Origin of the sequence: Pandoraea horticolens (genome assembly GCF_902459555.1) — a bacterium.
Lineage (GTDB): Bacteria > Pseudomonadota > Gammaproteobacteria > Burkholderiales > Burkholderiaceae > Pandoraea > Pandoraea horticolens.
The window spans coordinates 45,178-62,612 of sequence record NZ_CABPSM010000019.1 but is presented as its reverse complement, the minus strand read 5'-3'; the positions used below and the strand labels follow the sequence as shown (position 1 = coordinate 62,612).

12 protein-coding genes are annotated in these 17,435 nt (G+C 62.8%); 4 read left to right on the top strand and 8 right to left on the bottom strand.

The window, feature by feature from the left end:
* On the bottom strand, window positions 1-1,293 hold the full coding sequence (gene lplT / locus PHO31112_RS23280) for a lysophospholipid transporter LplT (RefSeq protein ID WP_150623556.1): 1,293 nt from the start codon (window positions 1,291-1,293) through the stop codon (window positions 1-3).
* 338 nt (window positions 1,294-1,631) lie between these two features.
* Here lplT and alr point away from each other — a divergent pair, with 338 nt between their 5' ends.
* Window positions 1,632-2,702 carry an alanine racemase gene (alr, locus tag PHO31112_RS23275; RefSeq protein WP_150623554.1) on the top strand — a complete coding sequence of 357 codons (1,071 nt, stop codon included), beginning with the start codon at window positions 1,632-1,634 and terminating at the stop codon, window positions 2,700-2,702.
* A gap of 23 nt (window positions 2,703-2,725) precedes the next feature.
* On the top strand, window positions 2,726-4,099 hold the full coding sequence (radA, locus tag PHO31112_RS23270) for a DNA repair protein RadA (protein WP_150623553.1): 1,374 nt from the start codon (window positions 2,726-2,728) through the stop codon (window positions 4,097-4,099).
* A 113-nt stretch (window positions 4,100-4,212) separates the two neighbouring features.
* On the opposite strand, the gene PHO31112_RS23265 is transcribed toward radA, so the two are convergent.
* The 7 genes from PHO31112_RS23265 to dapC all read right to left on the bottom strand — a co-directional run bounded on the left by PHO31112_RS23265 (window position 4,213) and on the right by dapC (window position 12,438).
* Window positions 4,213-6,153 carry an ATP-binding cassette domain-containing protein gene (locus PHO31112_RS23265; protein ID WP_150623551.1) on the bottom strand — a complete coding sequence of 647 codons (1,941 nt, stop codon included), beginning with the start codon at window positions 6,151-6,153 and terminating at the stop codon, window positions 4,213-4,215.
* Window positions 6,154-6,326: 173 nt separating this feature from the next.
* Window positions 6,327-7,754, bottom strand: coding sequence for a cardiolipin synthase (gene cls / locus PHO31112_RS23260; RefSeq protein ID WP_150623549.1), 1,428 nt, complete (start codon window positions 7,752-7,754; stop codon window positions 6,327-6,329).
* Window positions 7,755-7,873: 119 nt separating this feature from the next.
* The gene (gene prmB, locus PHO31112_RS23255; RefSeq protein WP_150623547.1) at window positions 7,874-8,770 is read right to left on the bottom strand and encodes a 50S ribosomal protein L3 N(5)-glutamine methyltransferase; all 897 of its coding nucleotides are present in this window, start codon (window positions 8,768-8,770) and stop codon (window positions 7,874-7,876) included.
* A gap of 19 nt (window positions 8,771-8,789) precedes the next feature.
* Window positions 8,790-9,941: a succinyl-diaminopimelate desuccinylase gene (dapE, locus tag PHO31112_RS23250; RefSeq protein WP_150623545.1), complete on the bottom strand. Its 1,152-nt coding sequence runs from the start codon at window positions 9,939-9,941 to the stop codon at window positions 8,790-8,792.
* Window positions 9,942-9,945: 4 nt separating this feature from the next.
* Complete coding sequence (locus PHO31112_RS23245; RefSeq protein ID WP_150623543.1) at window positions 9,946-10,293, bottom strand: ArsC family reductase; 348 nt, start codon at window positions 10,291-10,293, stop codon at window positions 9,946-9,948.
* Between the two features lie 90 nt (window positions 10,294-10,383).
* A complete protein-coding gene (dapD, locus tag PHO31112_RS23240) occupies window positions 10,384-11,211 on the bottom strand; it encodes a 2,3,4,5-tetrahydropyridine-2,6-dicarboxylate N-succinyltransferase (RefSeq protein WP_150623541.1) in 828 nt (275 codons plus the stop codon).
* 24 nt (window positions 11,212-11,235) lie between these two features.
* Window positions 11,236-12,438, bottom strand: coding sequence for a succinyldiaminopimelate transaminase (dapC, locus tag PHO31112_RS23235; protein ID WP_150623539.1), 1,203 nt, complete (start codon window positions 12,436-12,438; stop codon window positions 11,236-11,238).
* Between the two features lie 346 nt (window positions 12,439-12,784).
* On the opposite strand from dapC, the gene PHO31112_RS23230 reads away from it, so the two are divergent.
* The gene (locus PHO31112_RS23230; protein WP_150623537.1) at window positions 12,785-13,771 is read left to right on the top strand and encodes a DMT family transporter; all 987 of its coding nucleotides are present in this window, start codon (window positions 12,785-12,787) and stop codon (window positions 13,769-13,771) included.
* A 122-nt stretch (window positions 13,772-13,893) separates the two neighbouring features.
* Window positions 13,894-17,409 carry a chromosome segregation protein SMC gene (smc, locus tag PHO31112_RS23225; protein ID WP_150623535.1) on the top strand — a complete coding sequence of 1,172 codons (3,516 nt, stop codon included), beginning with the start codon at window positions 13,894-13,896 and terminating at the stop codon, window positions 17,407-17,409.
* Window positions 17,410-17,435: the final 26 nt, after the last annotated feature.

Genomic DNA, 17,435 nt, shown 5'->3' with positions numbered 1-17,435 from the left:
TCAATGCTTGACTTCACCAATGAGCGAGACCGAATCGAATTCGCGCTGATTGGCCTGATGACGCTTCATGACAAGCCACATCGTGCCCGACACAAACACGCCAAACAGAATGATGACGACCCCGACCGGCACATTGAACCAGATCAGCAGTGCATAGAGGCACAGCATGATAAGCACGGACAGGTTCTCATTGAAGTTCTGCACGGCGATGGAGTGGCCGGCCGAGAGCAGCACGTGGCCGCGATGCTGGAGCAGGGCGTTCATCGGTACCACGAAGAAACCTGCAAGCGCACCGACGATGATGAGGAAGATGTACGCGATGATCAGGTACAGCGGCACTTTCCACTCGGTGCCGTATGGCAGCAGATCCTTCGAGAAGAACGCCATCGCCATCACCGCGAGGCCCATGGCGATGCCGACGGGCAACACCGAGAGCGAGCGCTTGAGCGGAATGCGCGAAGCCGCCACGATGGCGCCGACGGCAACGCCCACGGCCGATACGGCTTGCAGAATGGCGCCTTCGGACAGCGTCATGCCGAGCGCTTTTTCGGCCCAGCGCAGCACGATGAATTGCAAGGTCGCGCCTGCGCCCCAGAACAGCGTGGTGACGGCGAGCGAGATCTGGCCCAGCTTGTCGCGCCAGAGCGTGACGAAGCAGTCGGCGAAATCGGAGACGAGTTTGATCGGATTGCGTTCCTGACGCGCATAACGTGCGCCCGTGTCCGGAATGCGCAGATTGAACAGCGCGGCAACCACATAAATGGCCATGATGACGACCATCGCGGCCATCGCCGGCGAACTGATCACCTCAGGGGTACGCTGGAGTATCCACTCCGATATGTGCGGACTGATCAGTGTGCCGCCGAGCACCGTGCCGAGAATGATCGAGCTGACGGTAAGGCCTTCGATCCATCCATTCGCGGCGACCAATCTCTCGGCGGGGAGTAGCTCCGTGAGAATGCCGTACTTCGCGGGCGAGTATGCCGCCGCGCCGAAGCCCACTACGCCATACGCTATGAGTGGGTGCGAGCCGAACAGCATCATCAGACAGCCTGCGACCTTGATCGAGTTGCTGATGAACATGACCTTGCCCTTGGGCATCGAGTCGGCGAAGGCGCCCACGTAAGCGGCAAGAATGACGTACGAGAGAACGAAGAAAAGTTTGAGCAGCGGAGTCATCCACTGCGGGGAATGCAAATCTTTCAGGAGTGCGATTGCGGCGATGAGCAATGCATTGTCGGCCAGCGACGAAAAAAACTGCGCGGCCATGATGGTATAAAAGCCTTTCTTCATCGGTACTTGAGTCGATCCCGTGCGGCGTAAAACTTGCGTGTCTCGGTTGTCGGAATCCGCGGTGCCCGCAAGGGGCTCCCACACGGGAAGAAACCGGGCTTAAACACAGGGGTATCTGCGCACATCAATCGCTCAAATGTCGCTAATCGACCGTATATTCGGTCTTGCAGCCCCCGTGTCGGGCGCCCGTTCGCCCTCGGTCTGAGACCGATATTGTCATCGGGAAAAAGATTTCGGCAAAACAAGTTGTGCGCACGGCTTTATAACACGAAAATATGCCGATGCGTTATGCTGCCAGCCTGTCCTGGCGAGCTTCTCCTCTGATTCTGTATCTGCCCATGCCTCGTCCAATCAAAGTCTCGATTCATACCGCAGCCCTTGCCCATAATCTCGATGTCGCCCGTCGCCATGCTCCGAACGCCAAGGTGTGGGCGGTGGTCAAGGCCAATGCCTACGGGCACGGTATCGATAACGCGTTTCCCGGATTGCGCGACACCGACGGCTTCGGCTTGCTCGATCTCGACGAAGCCGTGCGTCTGCGCGAACTCGGCTGGGCCGGCCCCATTCTGCTGCTCGAGGGTTTTTTCAAACCCGAGGATCTGGCGATCGTCGACGAGTACGGTTTGACGGCTACCGTGCATAGCGACGAACAGTTGCGCATGCTGGAGATGGCGCGCCTGAAAAAGCCGCTCAACGTGCAGCTCAAGATGAATTCCGGCATGAACCGCCTTGGCTTCTCTCCCGAGCGCTACCGCGCGGCATGGGAGCGTGCTCGTGCGATTCCCGGCGTGAGTCAGATCGTGCTGATGACGCACTTCTCCGATGCCGACGGCCCGCGTGGCATTCAGTATCAGATGGAAGCGTTCGAGCGCGGTGCTTGCGACGTGCCGGGCGAGCGCAGCCTTGCCAATTCCGCCGCCACGCTGTGCTACCCGGAGACGCATGGCGCGTGGGTTCGTCCGGGCATCATGCTCTATGGCTCCTCGCCGAAGGGGCTTGAGGTCCCGGCAGCAAAGTTCGATCTGCAACCGACGATGACGCTCGAAACCGAGTTGATCGGTATTCAGGAGGTTCCGGCCGGCGGCACGGTGGGCTATGGCAGTATCTTTACCGCCGAGACACCGATGCGCGTGGGCACGGTCGCTTGCGGCTATGCCGACGGCTATCCGCGTGTCGCGCCCACTGGCACGCCGATCCTCGTCGACGGTGTGCGTACCCGCATGCTGGGCCGCGTGTCGATGGATATGCTGTCCGTCGATCTCACGCCGGTGCCGCAGGCGCGCATCGGCTCGTCTGTGACGCTCTGGGGACGTGGGCTGAGCATCGACGAGGTCGCTGCCTCGGCAGGCACGCTCGGCTATGAGCTGATGTGCGCCGTGGCGCGTCGCGTGCCCGTTCACGCGAACTGAGCGTCGCCACAGGATTTTCACGCATGGCCAAAGCCAAGACTGTCTACATCTGTACCGAATGCGGCGGGCAGACACCCAAGTGGGCGGGGCAATGCCCCAACTGCAACGGCTGGAATACGCTCGTCGAGTCGGTGGCGGAAACGACGGCTGGTCATCGCTACCAATCGCTCGCCAAGAGCACGCCGGTACTCAAGCTGGCGCACATCGAAGCGGCCGACGTGCCGCGCTTCTCCAGCGGCGTGAGCGAGTTCGACCGCGTGCTGGGCGGAGGCCTCGTGGCCGGCGGCGTGGTGCTGATCGGCGGCGATCCCGGCATCGGCAAGTCGACCTTGCTGCTCCAATCGCTTGCCCATCTGGCGCGCGAGCGGCGTGCGCTGTATGTCAGCGGCGAAGAGTCGGGCGCTCAGATTGCCTTGCGGGCGCAACGGCTCGGCCTTGGTGCGGCGGGGGAGGGCGGTGGCGAACTGGACCTGCTCGCGGAAATTCAGCTCGAAAAGATTCTGGGCGCGATCGAGTCCGAAAAGCCCGACGTCGTGGTGATCGATTCGATTCAGACAGTCTATTCCGAAGCGCTCAGCTCCGCCCCCGGTTCGGTGGCGCAGGTGCGCGAATGCGCGGCGCAGCTCACACGAACTGCGAAGCAGAGCGGCGTGACCGTCATCATGGTCGGCCATGTGACGAAGGAAGGCAGCCTCGCGGGGCCGCGCGTGCTCGAGCACATTGTCGACACGGTGCTGTATTTCGAGGGAGATACGCACTCGTCGTATCGGCTGGTGCGGGCGTTCAAGAATCGCTTCGGTGCCGTCAACGAGTTGGGTGTGTTTGCGATGACCGAGAAGGGGTTGCGCGGCGTGGCGAATCCGTCGGCGTTGTTCCTCTCGCAGCATGAACAGAGCGTGCCCGGTTCCTGCGTGCTCGTGACGCAAGAGGGTACGCGGCCACTGCTCGTTGAGGTGCAGGCGCTGGTCGATACGGCGCAGGTGCCCAACCCGCGGCGTCTGGCGGTGGGGCTTGAGCAGAACCGTCTGGCGATGTTGCTGGCGGTGATGCATCGCCATGCGGGCATTGCGTGTTTCGATCAGGACGTGTTTCTGAACGCCGTTGGCGGCGTAAAGATCACCGAACCGGCGGCGGATCTGGCGGTGTTGCTGGCGATTCATTCGTCGCTGCGCAACAAGGCGCTCCCGCGCGGCATCGTGGCGTTCGGCGAAGTCGGGCTGGCCGGGGAGATTCGTCCTAGCCCGCGTGGTCAGGATCGTCTCAAGGAAGCGGCCAAACTCGGCTTTTCCATTGCGATCATCCCGAAAGCGAACGCACCGAAACAGCCCATCGACGGCCTCGAAGTACACGCCGTCGACCGGCTGGAGCATGCGATTTCGGTGGTCGCGGGGTTGTAAGCGCGCGCCTCTGGCCGGAATCGGCCAGCATAAGAAAAGCCCGGTCGGATCGACCGGGCTTTTCTTTTCGTGGCGCGTGGCGGCATGGACTGTGTCGTGTGGCCGCTGCCGGATCAGGCGATCTGCTCGAGGGCTTCCTGTGCTTCGAGCCATTCGGCTTCAACGTCCGAGAGCTTTGCCGTGACGTCGGCCTGCTGCTTGAGGCTATCGGTCAGCAAGGCCTTCTTGGCGTCTTCATAGGTGCTGCTGTCCGCGAGGATAGCGTCGAGCCGGGCTTTTTCGTCCGAGAGCTTCGCGATGGACTGCTCCAGCTTCTCGATCTTCCTTTGCAGCGGCTTGCGCAGTTGTGACAGCCGCTGACGTTCCTGCGCCTCGGCGCGCTTCTGATCCTTGCGGTTGACGCCGTCGCCACCGTCGCTACCTTCGCCATTGCCGCTGCTGGCGTCTCGTGCTGCCGCACGTTGGTCGGCCGCGTGTTGCAGCAACCAATCGCGGTAGTCATCGAGATCGCCGTCAAACGGCTGCACTTCGCCGCCGGCCACCAGCAGAAACTGATCCGTGGTCGCGCGCAGCAAGTGCCGATCGTGCGAGACGAGAATCAGCGTGCCGTCGAACTGGGCGAGCGCCATCGTGAGGGCGTGGCGTGTCTCGAGATCCAGGTGGTTGGTCGGTTCATCGAGCAACAGCAGGTTCGGCTTACGCCAGATGATGAGCGCCAGCGCCAGCCGTGCTTTCTCGCCACCGGAGAACGGCGCAATCGACGACGTCGCCATATCGCCGCGGAAGTTGAATCCGCCAAGAAAGTCGCGCAATTCCTGTTCGCGCGTGTCGGGGGCGAGGCGTTGCAAATGCTGCAACGGAGAATCGTCGTGGCGCAGGGTTTCGACCTGGTGCTGGGCGAAATAGCCGATCTGCAAACCCTTGCCGGTCTTCACCTCACCCGCCAACGGCGCAAGCGTGCCGGCGAGCGTTTTGATGAGCGTCGATTTGCCCTGACCGTTCGCGCCCAGCAGGCCGATACGTTGCTCGTTCTGCACCGACATCGTGACGTGCGGGAGGATGACCTTCTCGCTGCCGTCTTCGAGTGGATAACCGCAACGCACCGCGTCGAGGACGAGCATCGGGTTCGGTGCACTGTCGGCCGGGCGGAACTCGAACGTAAACGGCGACGCGATATGCGCGGGCGCGATGCGCTCCATCTTCTCGAGCGCCTTCATCCGGCTCTGTGCCTGACGTGCCTTCGTTGCCTTGGCCTTGAAGCGCGTGATGAACGATTCAAGGTGCGCAATCGTCTTCTGCTGCTTGTCGAATGCGCTTTGTTGCAGCACCAGTTGCTGGCCGCGCAGGATCTCGAACTGACTGTAGTTGCCGCCGTAGCGCTTGATCTGTTGATTCTCGATATGCAGCGTGACGTTGCAGACCTCGTCGAGAAACTCGCGATCGTGCGAGATCACGATCAGCGTACCGGGGTAACGCTTGAGCCAGTCTTCGAGCCAGACGATGGCGTCGAGATCCAGGTGATTGGTCGGTTCGTCGAGCAGCAATAGATCGGACGGGCACATGAGCGCCTGTGCCAGATTCAGACGCATGCGCCATCCTCCCGAGAAACTGGCGACGGGCAGTTGCGTTTGCGCGAGCGTGAAGCCGAGTCCGAGCAGCAGGGCTTCGCCACGGGCCGGGGCAGTGTAGCCGTCGGCGTCGGCGAAGGCGGCGTGCGCCTCGGCTTGTGCGTGACCGTCATGCGCAGCTTCGGCGGTCGCGATGGTCGCTTCGATCTCGCGCAGCCGCGTGTCGCCATCAAGCACATAGTCGAGGGCAGTGCGCTCGACGGCAGGCGTCTCCTGCATTACGTGGGCGACGCGCCAGCTGCTGGGCACGAAGACATCGCCGCCATCGGCGTGCAACTGACCGCGCAGCAACGCGAAGAGGGTGGATTTGCCCGCACCGTTGGCGCCGACGAGACCAACGCGCTCGCCTGGATTGAGCGTTACGGAGGTGTCCTCGAAGAGCGGCTTGGTGCCGCGTGCGAGGGTGAGGTGTTCGAATCGGATCACGAAAAAGGCCGAGGGGAAAGCGGGTCAGTTCGTCCCGGGGCCGCGTGGCGAGCCGGTGTCGCCGATCCAACAAGGAGCGAACGAGCCGTGCATCGAAACCATTGCGCGGGGGGACGGCAAAACCGGCATTTTACCGGTCTGAGCGCATGAAAGCGATGCGCACCCCGCCGCGCCTACAGAATTGGGGCGAAAAGCCGCGCCAGACGCATCACAATCTGACGCCAATTCGGAATCTTCCGAAACTCGTCCTTATTCAGCAGGACGGCTTGCTCGAAGTCGCGCGTCAGCATGTACGCGACGTCGTCGGCGAAGGCGCGGTCAACGGTGAGCAGCATGATTTCGAAGTTGAGACGGAACGACCGGTTGTCGAGATTGGCACTGCCGACGGCGGCTGCGCTGTCGTCGATCAGCACGACTTTCTGGTGAAGGAAGCCATGTTGATAGCGGTAGACGTGGATGCCGCTGCGTGCGGCCTCGAACGCGTACGAGGTGGTCGCCTCGAACACGACATAGTGATCGGCCCGGTCCGGGATCAGAATGCGCACGTCTACGCCGCGCAGCACCGCCAGACGCAACGCCGAGAACACGGCTTCGTCGGGCACGAAATAGGGCGTGGTGAGCCAGACCCGCTTCCGTGCGGCATTGATGGCGGTGACAAAGAAGAGGGATGACGTCTCCAATCGGTCGGCCGGGCCGCTTGGCACGACCTGACAGTGCATGTCTTCGCCGGAGGCTGCCGGCAGGCGGTTGAGTTCCGGTACCGTACCCGTGCTCCAGTGCCAGTCTTCGGCAAACGCGCGCTGAATTCCCACCACTGCAGGTCCGCGCACGGAGATATGCGTATCGCGCCATGGGGCCAACGGCGGCTTCTCACCGAGATATTCGACTCCGACGTTGTGTCCGCCGATAAACGCTTCGTTGCCGTCGATCACCACGATCTTGCGGTGATTGCGAAAGTTGAGCTGAAAGCGGTTGACGAAAATGCCGCGTTTGGCGGCGGCGAACTCGTGCACCGTCACACCGCCCTGGCGCAGCTTCTCGCAATAGCTGCTCGGCAGATCGTGGCTGCCGATACGATCGTAGAGGAAGTACACCTTCACGCCCGTCGCGGCGCGCGCGAGCAGGCGCGCGGACAAGGCGCGTCCGAGCGCGTCGTCCTTGACGATGAAGAACTGAACGATGACGTAGTCGCGCGCGCGGTCGATAGCGGCAGAGATGGCGTCGAACGTGGCCCGGCCGTTCACCAGCAGACGCACCCGATTGCCCGCCACGAACGACATACCCGTCATGGCGGTAAGCGCGGCAAATTCTGGGTGCGCTTCCATCGCGACCGGCGGCTCACCGCTCCACTGCGTCTCGCCCATGCGTGACTGCAGCGCCTCATTGCGCGCACGACGCGCCTCGACATAGCCGATGAACTTCGATCGGCCAAGGAACAGATAAGGGATGAGGGTGAGGTAGGGTATCGTCACGAGCGATACCGCCCATGCCACCGCCCCTTGCGACGTCCGTACCGTTAGAACGGCATGGATGGCCGCGACGACACCCATCACGTGAAGGCAGGCGACGGCAAAGCCGACGTCGAGCAAATTAAACGCCATGACGGACCACCTTCCTCCATGCCGTGAGTCGCGCGGACCCGGGAACCCGAGTGTAACCGGGGTGCGTGGACTTAGACGAGGGCTCGCGGTAAAACGCGAGCCCCGAGGGCATTACTGCATTACGGCAGATCGGCTGCCTGCACCAGGAAGACCATATCGTCGCCAGCGCTCGTCGCCAGCCACGTCATCGGCAGATCCGGGAACGCCGCCTCGACGAAGTGACGTTCGTTGCCGACCTCCACGACCAAAACGCCGTCATCGGTCAGATGCTCACGGGCACCGGCAATGATGCGGCGAACCACATCCATGCCGTCATCGCCGCCGGCCAATGCAAGGCGCGGCTCGTGATGGTATTCGGCCGGCAGCGCCTGCATCGAGCCTTCGTTGACGTACGGCGGATTGGTGAGAATGACTTCGTAGCGCTTGCCTTGTGGCAGCGGCGCGTAGAGATCGCCCAGATGTAGCGCGACGCGGTCTTCGAGGCCGTAGTCGGCCACATTGATCTTGGCGACGGCCAATGCGTCCGGGGAAATGTCGACCGCATCGATCTGTGCCGCCGGGAAAGTTTCGGCGGCGAGGATCGCAAGGCAGCCGGAGCCGGTGCACAACTCGAGCACGTCCGCGACGTCTTCGGCGTGATCGACCCATGGCTGCAAGGCGTTTTCGAGCAACTCGCCCACGAACGAACGCGGCACGATGACGCGCTCGTCTACATAGAACCGGCGGCCATGCATCCACGCTTCATTCGTGATGTACGACGCCGGCACGCGCTCGCCCGCCCGACGGTTGATGACTGACAGCACGCGCTCAATTTCCTCGGGCAGCAAACGCGCGTCGAGAAACGGGTCGAGCGTATCGATGGGCAGGTGCAGTGTATGCAGCAGGAGATACGCGGCCTCGTCGTAAGCCGTGGCCGCGCCATGCCCGAAGGCGAGTTCGGCCTCGGTAAAGCGCGAGACGGCGTAGCGCAGCAGATCGCGCAGCGTCCGGAACGGGTGGGGTGCCTGAGTCGTCATGATGATTACCTCGCGCGCCTTAGGCCACCAGACGCTTCAACACGCCGCGGTAGATGTTCTTGAGCGGTTCGATATCGGCCACGGCAATGTGTTCGTCGATCTTGTGAATGCTGGCATTGCACGGACCGAATTCGATGACCTGCGGGCAAATGCGGGCGATGAAGCGTCCGTCCGACGTGCCGCCCGTGGTCGAGAGTTCAGTCTGAAGCCCCGTTTCCTCGTGGATCGCGCTAGAGAGGGCTTCCGACAGGTCGCCGCGCGGCGTGAGGAAAGGCTGGCCGCTGATCGACCAGTCGAGCGTGTAGGTCAGGCCATGGCGGTCGAGCAGTTCGTGCACGCGCTGCTGGAGTCCATCGGACGTGCTGGCCGTCGAGAAGCGGAAGTTGAACATCACGGTCAGCTCGCCAGGGATGACGTTAGTCGCCCCGGTGCCTGCGTGAATGTTCGAAATCTGCCACGTGGTGGGCGGGAAATAGTCGTTGCCGTTGTCCCAGACCGTCTGCGTCAGTTCGGCGAGTGCCGGCGCGAACAGATGCGTCGGGTTCTTGGCGAGATGCGGATAGGCGATATGACCTTGGACACCCTTGATCACGAGCTTGCCCGACATCGACCCGCGGCGGCCGTTTTTGACCATGTCGCCCAACTGCTGGCTCGAAGTCGGCTCACCGACCACGCAGTAGTCCAGGCGCTCGCCGCGCGCCGTGAGCGCTTCGACAACCTTCACGGTGCCGTCAGTGGCCGGGCCTTCTTCGTCGCTGGTCAGCAGTAAGCCAATGGCGCCGGTGTGATCCGGATGTTGGGCGACGAATTCCTCCGAAGCGACCACAAATGCCGCGAGCGACGTCTTCATGTCGGCGGCGCCGCGACCGTAGAGCAGGCCGTTGCGATGCGTCGGTGCAAACGGATCGGAATGCCATTGTTCGAGCGGGCCGGTCGGCACCACGTCCGTGTGACCGGCGAAGACGAGCAGTTTGCCCTCGGTGCCACGCGTGCCGCGCTTGACCGCCCACAGGTTGGTCACGCCGTTTGACGCGATGGTCTCGCACGCGAAGCCGATCGCTTCGAGGCGGCGCGCCAGAATGGCTTGGCAGTCACGGTCTTCGGGCGTCACCGAGTGACGGGCGATCAGTTGCTCGGTAAGCGCCAGCGTGGCGCCTTGGGAGGAAGTCATGAAATCAGAATCGTGAGGCGTAACTGTCGGGCGTGAAGCCCACGGAAACCTTGCCGTCGGCCACCAGCACAGGGCGTTTGATGAGCGACGGGTTTTCGATCATCAGGGCGCGGGCGACCGACTCGTCGGCCGCCGCAGCCTGTTGCTCCGGCGAGAGCTTGCGCCACGTTGTGCCCTTGCGGTTGAGCAGCGTGGTGAGCGGCACCTGGGCGAGCCAGTTACCCAGCAGTGCGTCGTTCACGCCCGCTTTCTTGAAGTCGTGGAAGTCGTACGCCACGCCGCGCTCGTCGAGCCACATGCGCGCCTTCTTCACGGTATCGCAGTTGGGAATGCCATACAGCACTGCCGTCATCGCCAGAACTCCTGATGTCGCGATTACAAAAAAACGAGGCGCAACGTCGCAGCCAGGACTGCGACCGCGCCTCGTCGGTGCCGCGTGGACTTATTCGCCGCGCAGCAGGTCGTTGATCGCCGTTTTGGCGCGCGTTTGCGCGTCGACCTTCTTCACGATCACGGCGCAGTACAGGCTGTACTTGCCGTCCTTCGACGGCAGGTTGCCCGGCACGACGACCGAACCGGCCGGCACACGGCCGTAATGCACTTCACCCGTTTCGCGATCGTAGATCTTGGTCGACTGACCCAGATACACGCCCATCGAGATCACCGAGTTTTCTTCGACGATCACGCCTTCCACGACTTCCGAGCGGGCGCCAATGAAACAATTGTCTTCGATGATGACCGGATTGGCTTGCAGCGGCTCAAGCACGCCGCCGATACCGACGCCACCCGAGAGGTGAACGTTCTTGCCGATCTGTGCGCATGAACCGACGGTGGCCCACGTGTCGACCATCGTGCCTTCGTCAACGTAGGCGCCGATGTTCGTGTACGACGGCATCAGCACGACGTTCTTGCCGATGAACGAGCCGCGGCGTGCCACTGCCGGGGGCACCACGCGGAAGCCGCCGCGCGCGAAGTCGTCAGCGGTGTAGCTGGCGAACTTGCTCGGCACCTTGTCGTAGAACTGGCTGAAGCCGCCGGCGGGCATCACGGCATTGTCTTCGAGGCGGAACGACAGCAGCACGGCCTTCTTGATCCACTGGTTCACGATCCACTGGCCGTCTTGCTTCTGGGCCACGCGCAGGGCGCCCTTGTCCAGCTCGGCGATGACGTGGGCGACTGCCTCACGCACGTCGGCAGGTGCCGACTTGGCCGAAATCTCGGCACGGTTTTCCCAGGCTTGGTCGATGGTGGTTTGCAGTTGTTGCGACATGGCGAGAATCAGTTGCAGTAAGGATTAAAGGGATTGGCAGAACTGCACGATGCGCTGGGCGCCTTCGGTGCATTCGTCCACATCGGCCACGAGGGCGATGCGCACATAGTGCTCGCCCGGGTTGGTGCCGTGCGCCGCGCGACCGAGGTACGATCCGGGCAGTACGGCCACATTGTATTGCGCCAGCAATTGGCGCGTGAATTCCATGTCGGACAGGCCGGTTTTCGCATCAACCTTGGCCCACAGGTAGAAGCCCGCGTCCGGCAGGCGCACGTCGAGCACTTCGGCGAGCATCGGCGTGACGGTCTGGAATTTCTTCAGGTACTTGCTGCGGTTCAGGCGCACGTGGGCTTCGTCGTTCCACGCCGCGACACTCGCTGCCTGCACGGCCGGGCTCATCGCGCAGCCATGGTACGTGCGGTACAGCAGGAATTTCTTCAGAATGGCGGCGTCGCCAGCCACGAAGCCCGAGCGCATGCCCGGCACGTTCGAACGCTTCGACAGGCTGGAGAACACCACCAGACGCTCGAAACCGCGACCCAGTTGGTGGGCGGCCGCAAGACCGCCCAGCGGCGCGCGCTCCTCGTCGAAATAGATCTCGGAATAGCACTCGTCGGACGCAATCACAAAGCCGTACTGGTCCGAGAGTTCGAACAGACGCTTCCACTCGGCGAGGCCCAGCACGGCGCCGGTCGGATTGCCGGGCGAGCAGAGATAAACGAGCTGGACGTTGCGCCAGACATCCGCCGGCACGTCTTCGTAATTCGGGGCGAAGTTGCGCGCCGGATCGCTGTCGACATAGTAGGGCGTGGCGCCAGCGAGCAGCGTTGCTCCTTCGTAAATCTGGTAGAACGGGTTCGGGCACAGCACCCGCGCGCCGGGTTTGCTGCCATCGACCACCGCCTGTGCGAACGAGAAGAGCGCCTCGCGCGAGCCCGTGACAGGCAACACTTCGGTGGCCGGATTCACGTTGGGCAGTGCGTAGCGGCGCTCCAGCCACTGGGCAATCGCCGCGCGCAGGGGCTCGCCGCCCGCCGTGGCGGGGTAGTTCGAGAGGCCGCCCAACCCTTCGATCAGGGCTTCCTTGATGAACTGCGGCGTCGGGTGCTTGGGCTCACCGATGCCGAAGCTGATGGCCTTGTACGCACTGGCGGGCGTCACATCCGCTACCAGCGACTTCAGGCGTTCAAAGGGATAGGGCTGGAGCTTGTCGAGTAATGGGTTCACGAGAATTCAAACAGACTCAGGGCTAGGGTTCGCGATGCCACTCAGGGCAACGCTCGAGGCAATTCGGGCCGCGCGAGACGGCTGGGCCGGATCTCCCGGACACCGGCGCGCCATGATGCGTTTTCCGGCGCCGGGCTTGCGGATGGCATGCCACATATGGGTTCGCACTTATCCAGTACATCACGCAAAGGGGTTCCCGGACGCGCTCAAGAATGGCAAGATCGGCAAAGCGAAAATTATACCGTTACGGCGCCCACAAAGCGCGACCGCCGCGTAATTCAGCACATTCCGAGGCGCCAATGAGGCAAGTCTGCGGAGTATCTCAGGTTTTTCAGGAGTCAACAGTATGACCATAGCCGGCAACGGCGCGCACGGCCCGGCATCGAACGCCGGCGCTTCGCTGCGCACCCGGGCGGCACCCGCCTTGAGCATTCTCATCGGTTCCTCCGTGTGGGGACTGGCCTGGTTTCCCTACCGCATGCTTGGCCAGTGGGGCGTGGCGGCGGTGCCTGCGCAGATATGCACCGCGAGCGTGGCGTTGCTGCTGCTCACGCTGGTTTATCGTCGCTCACTTGGTACGCTGCGCTGGTCGTGGCTGCTGGCCGGTGTGGCGTTCGCGGGCGGCACGACCAACGTGGCGTTTGTCTGGGGGACGACGCACGGCCATGTCATGCGTGTGCTGCTGCTTTTCTATCTGACCCCTGTATGGACGGCGCTTTTCGCTCACTGGCTGCTCGGCGAGCGCGTCGGCTTGCGTGGTGCGGGCCTGATCGCGCTGGCGTTGGGCGGGGCGGGGCTGATGCTCTGGTCGCCCGAGTTGGGCTGGCCCGTGCCGAATAACCCCGGCGAATGGGCCGGAGCCATTGCCGGTGCGGCTTTCGCCCTCAATAACGTGCTGCTGCGGCGCGTCAGTCAGTCGTTGCCGGGGGTGCGCGCAGAAATGCGCAGTTGGACGCTTTATCTCGGCTGTGCGGTCGGCGGGTTGCTGGTGCTGCCGTTCGACGGTGGCGCCGAAGCTGGCCGTGCTACGGTCGCGGCCCTCACGTCGAGCGCCGCGACCGTAGCGGTTGTGCTGGCGCTGGGTTGCGCCATTGCGGCAACCAACGTCGTCGTGCAGTTCGGCCTGGCGCGTGTGCCGGCCAATCAGGCGGCGCTCATCATGCTCTTCGAAATTGTCGTGGCGGCCATTTCGTCCTGGTGGCTCGCCAGCGAAGGGCTGGGCGTGCGTGAAATCGCCGGCGGGCTGTGCATTGTGGCGGCCGGTGTCCTGTCAGGCATTTTGCCGGATTCGCGTCGTTGTAAATCCGCGACGGTAGGGGATGCGATGGTATGATGCGTACCGATGTTATATCGATGTAAGCGGCCTGCGCGCACCAGCGTGCGCAAGGCCCGACAGGACCAGCTAGCGCGTCTGCGTCTTTCCCATCATTCAATGACCGATAAAGCGAACCTGCCGTGCGTCTGACCTCCATCAAACTCGCTGGCTTCAAGTCATTCGTCGATCCGACGAACTTCGCGGTACCTGGCCAATTGGTCGGGATTGTCGGCCCGAACGGGTGCGGCAAATCCAACATCATCGATGCCGTGCGTTGGGTGCTCGGCGAGTCGCGCGCCTCGGAGCTGCGCGGCGAATCGATGCAGGACGTGATTTTCAACGGATCGACCGCCCGCAAACAGGCGAGCCGCGCGAGCGTCGAACTCGTGTTCGACAACAGCGCCGGGCGCGCCGCCGGGCAGTGGAGCCAGTACGCCGAAATCGCCGTCAAGCGCGTGCTCACGCGCGACGGCACCTCCAGCTACTACATCAACAACCTGCCGGCCCGTCGCCGCGACATTCAGGACATCTTCCTTGGTACCGGCCTCGGGCCGCGTGCCTACGCCATCATCGGGCAGGGGATGATCTCGCGCATCATCGAGGCCAAGCCGGAAGAGTTGCGCGTGTTCCTCGAAGAAGCCGCGGGGGTGTCCAAGTACAAGGAACGCCGTCGCGAGACCGAGAATCGCCTGCAGGACACGCGTGAAAACCTCACGCGCGTTGAAGACATTCTGCGCGAACTCGGCACCAATCTCGAGAAGCTCGAATCGCAGGCCGTTGTCGCCAACCGATTCAAGGACTTGCAGCGCGACGGCGAAGAGAAGCAGCAGTTGTTGTGGCTGCTGCGCAAGAACGAAGCCCAGAATGAACAAGAGCGTCAGCAACGCGCCATCGAATCGGCTCAGGTCGATCTCGAAGCCCAGATGGCGCGTCTGCGCGGTTCGGAAGCCGATCTTGAAACGCTGCGCGCCGCTCACTACACGGCCACCGACGCCGTACAGGCCGCGCAAAGCGCCATGTACGAGGCGAATTCGGAAGTCAGCCGTCTGGAAGCCGAGATTCGCTACGTTGTCGAGTCGCGCAATCGCGTGCAGGCCCAATTGGCCGCGCTCACCTCCCAGCGCGAGCAGTGGCAGGCCCGTTCCGCGCAATCGGAAGAAGAACTCGCGCTCGCCGAAGAAGAACTCGTCATCGCCGAAGAGCGCGCGGCCACCGCGCAAGATCAGGCAGCCGATCAGAACGACGCGCTGCCTGCGCTCGAAACCGGTTGGCGCGATGCGCAGAATTTGCTCAACGAGCAACGCAGCGAGATCGCCCAGGTCGAGCAGAGTTTGAAGCTCGAAGCAGCGCACCAGCGCAACGCCGATCAGGCCTTGCAGCAGTTGCAGCAGCGTCAGGAGCGTTTGCAAGGTGAGGCGCGCGGGCTCGACAAGCCCGATGAAGCCGAACTGGAAATGCAACGCGCCGACCTCGCCGAACATCAGGCGATGCTCGAGGACGCACAGGCCGAACTCGCCGATGCACAGGAACGGCTGCCTCGATTGGAAGCCGAGCGTGCCGAAGCGCAGGCTCGCGTGCAGTCGGAAGCCGCGACCATCGCGCAACTCGAGGCGCGTCTGACGGCGCTCAAGCAGTTGCAGGAAAGCGTGCAGACGGAGGGCAAGGTTCAGCCTTGGCTCGACAAACACGAGCTGGCGCAACTGCCGCGTCTCTGGAAGAAGCTGCATATCGAGCCGGGCTGGGAAAACGCGCTCGAATCGGTGCTGCGTGAGCGTCTTGCCGCGCTGGAAATCAGCAATCTGGACTGGGTGAAGGCCTTCGCGAGCGATGCGCCGCCGGCCAAACTGGCGTTCTATTCGCCGCCGCCAGCGGCCCGTCCGCTCGAAGCCCCGACCGCGTTGCGCCCGTTGCTCGCGTTGCTCCGTATCGACGATCCAGGCCTGCGCGCCGTATTGCAGGAATGGCTCGGTCACGTTTTCGTGGCCGACGATCTGACGCAAGCCATGGTCGCCCGGGCGCAACTGCCCGAAGGGGCATCGATTGTCGTCAAGGCGGGCCACCAGGTTACGCGCGTTGGCGTGCAGCTTTACGCCGCAGACTCCGAACAGGCCGGTTTGCTGGCCCGTCAGCAGGAAATCGAGAATCTGGGCAAGCAACTGCGTGCCCAAGCTCTGCTCGCCGACGACGCTAAGTCGAGCGCTGTGCGCGCGGAGGCGGCCTATAGTCAGGCGGCGCAGTCCCTGACCGAGGTGCGCGGACGTGCAGAGCGTGCCACGCAGCGCGTACACGCGCTGCAAATGGATGTGCTCAAGCTCACGCAAGCCTACGAGCGCTATAACGCCCGCAGCACGCAGATCGACGAAGAACTGAGCGAGATTGCCGCACAGATCGAAGAGCAGGTCGCGCTGCGCGCCGAGTCGGAAGCGAATTTCGAGCAAAGCGATTCGCGTTTGGCCGAATTGCAGGCGGCATTCGAAGACGGTCAACTCGAATTCGAATCGCTCGACAGTCAGCTCTCCGACGCACGCAACCGTGCGCGCGAGCTGGAGCGCCTGGCGCAGGAGGCGTCTTACGGTCAGAAAGGGATCTCGAGCAAGATCGACGAGCACCGCCGTAATATTCAGACGGCGCTTGAGCAGGCCGAACGTCTGGTGGTGTCGATCGAGCAGGCGCAGGCCGAACTCGCACAGATCACGGAGCAGACAGTCGAGAATGGCTTGCAGGACGCACTCGAATTACGCGCCGAGAAGGAAGAGATTCTCGGGGCTGCCCGTATCGAACTCGATGCGCTGACGCAAAAGCTGCGTCAGAGCGACGAAGAACGTCTTGCCGCGGAGCGCGGGCTGCAACCGCTGCGCGACCGCATTACGGAATTGCAGTTGAAGGAACAGGCGGCACGCCTGAACCGTGAGCAGTTCGTCGAGCAATTGACGACGGCCGAAGTCGATGAGGAGGCGCTCTCCGCCAAGCTCACGCCAGATCTGAAGCCGTCGTATCTGCAAGGTGAAGTCACCCGCATCAACAATGCGATCAATGCGTTGGGTCCGGTCAATATGGCCGCGCTCGAAGAGCTGGAAACGGCGCGCGACCGCAAGGTTTTCCTCGACGCACAGTCGGCCGACCTGAACGACGCCATCGAAACGCTCGAGGGCGCCATTCGCAAGATCGACGAAGAGACGCGGGTGCTGCTGCAAGGCACGTTCGACGAAGTGAACAAACATTTCGGCGAACTCTTCCCGATGCTGTTCGGCGGTGGACAGGCCAAGCTCATCATGACCGGCGACGAAATTCTCGACGCGGGCGTTCAGGTGATGGCGCAACCGCCGGGCAAGAAGAACTCTACGATTCATTTGTTGTCTGGTGGTGAGAAGGCGCTCACGGCGATTGCGCTGGTGTTCGGGATGTTCCAGCTCAACCCGGCGCCGTTCTGCTTGCTCGATGAGGTGGACGCACCGCTTGATGATGCCAACACCGAGCGCTACGCCAAGATGGTGGCGCGCATGTCGGACCGTACCCAATTCGTATTTATTTCGCACAACAAAATCGCGATGGAAATGGCCAATCAGCTCATCGGCGTCACCATGCAGGAACAAGGGGTGTCGCGGATCGTGGCGGTGGACATGGAGTCTGCGATCAATCTGGCCGAGATCGCCTGACCCCGCGCCTAAGATGGAGAAGAGAG

Excerpts from the sequence above, each read along its gene's own strand:
- PHO31112_RS23245 (WP_150623543.1), bottom strand. The coding sequence starts at position 10,293 with ATGACGGCAGTGCTGTATGGCATTCCCAACTGCGATACCGTGAAGAAG.
- dapE (WP_150623545.1), bottom strand. The coding sequence starts at position 9,941 with ATGACTTCCTCCCAAGGCGCCACGCTGGCGCTTACCGAGCAACTGATC.
- cls (WP_150623549.1), bottom strand. The coding sequence starts at position 7,754 with ATGGCGTTTAATTTGCTCGACGTCGGCTTTGCCGTCGCCTGCCTTCAC.
- PHO31112_RS23230 (WP_150623537.1), top strand. The coding sequence starts at position 12,785 with ATGACCATAGCCGGCAACGGCGCGCACGGCCCGGCATCGAACGCCGGC.
- dapD (WP_150623541.1), bottom strand. The coding sequence starts at position 11,211 with ATGTCGCAACAACTGCAAACCACCATCGACCAAGCCTGGGAAAACCGT.
- lplT (WP_150623556.1), bottom strand. The coding sequence starts at position 1,293 with ATGAAGAAAGGCTTTTATACCATCATGGCCGCGCAGTTTTTTTCGTCG.
- alr (WP_150623554.1), top strand. The coding sequence starts at position 1,632 with ATGCCTCGTCCAATCAAAGTCTCGATTCATACCGCAGCCCTTGCCCAT.
- radA (WP_150623553.1), top strand. The coding sequence starts at position 2,726 with ATGGCCAAAGCCAAGACTGTCTACATCTGTACCGAATGCGGCGGGCAG.
- prmB (WP_150623547.1), bottom strand. The coding sequence starts at position 8,770 with ATGACGACTCAGGCACCCCACCCGTTCCGGACGCTGCGCGATCTGCTG.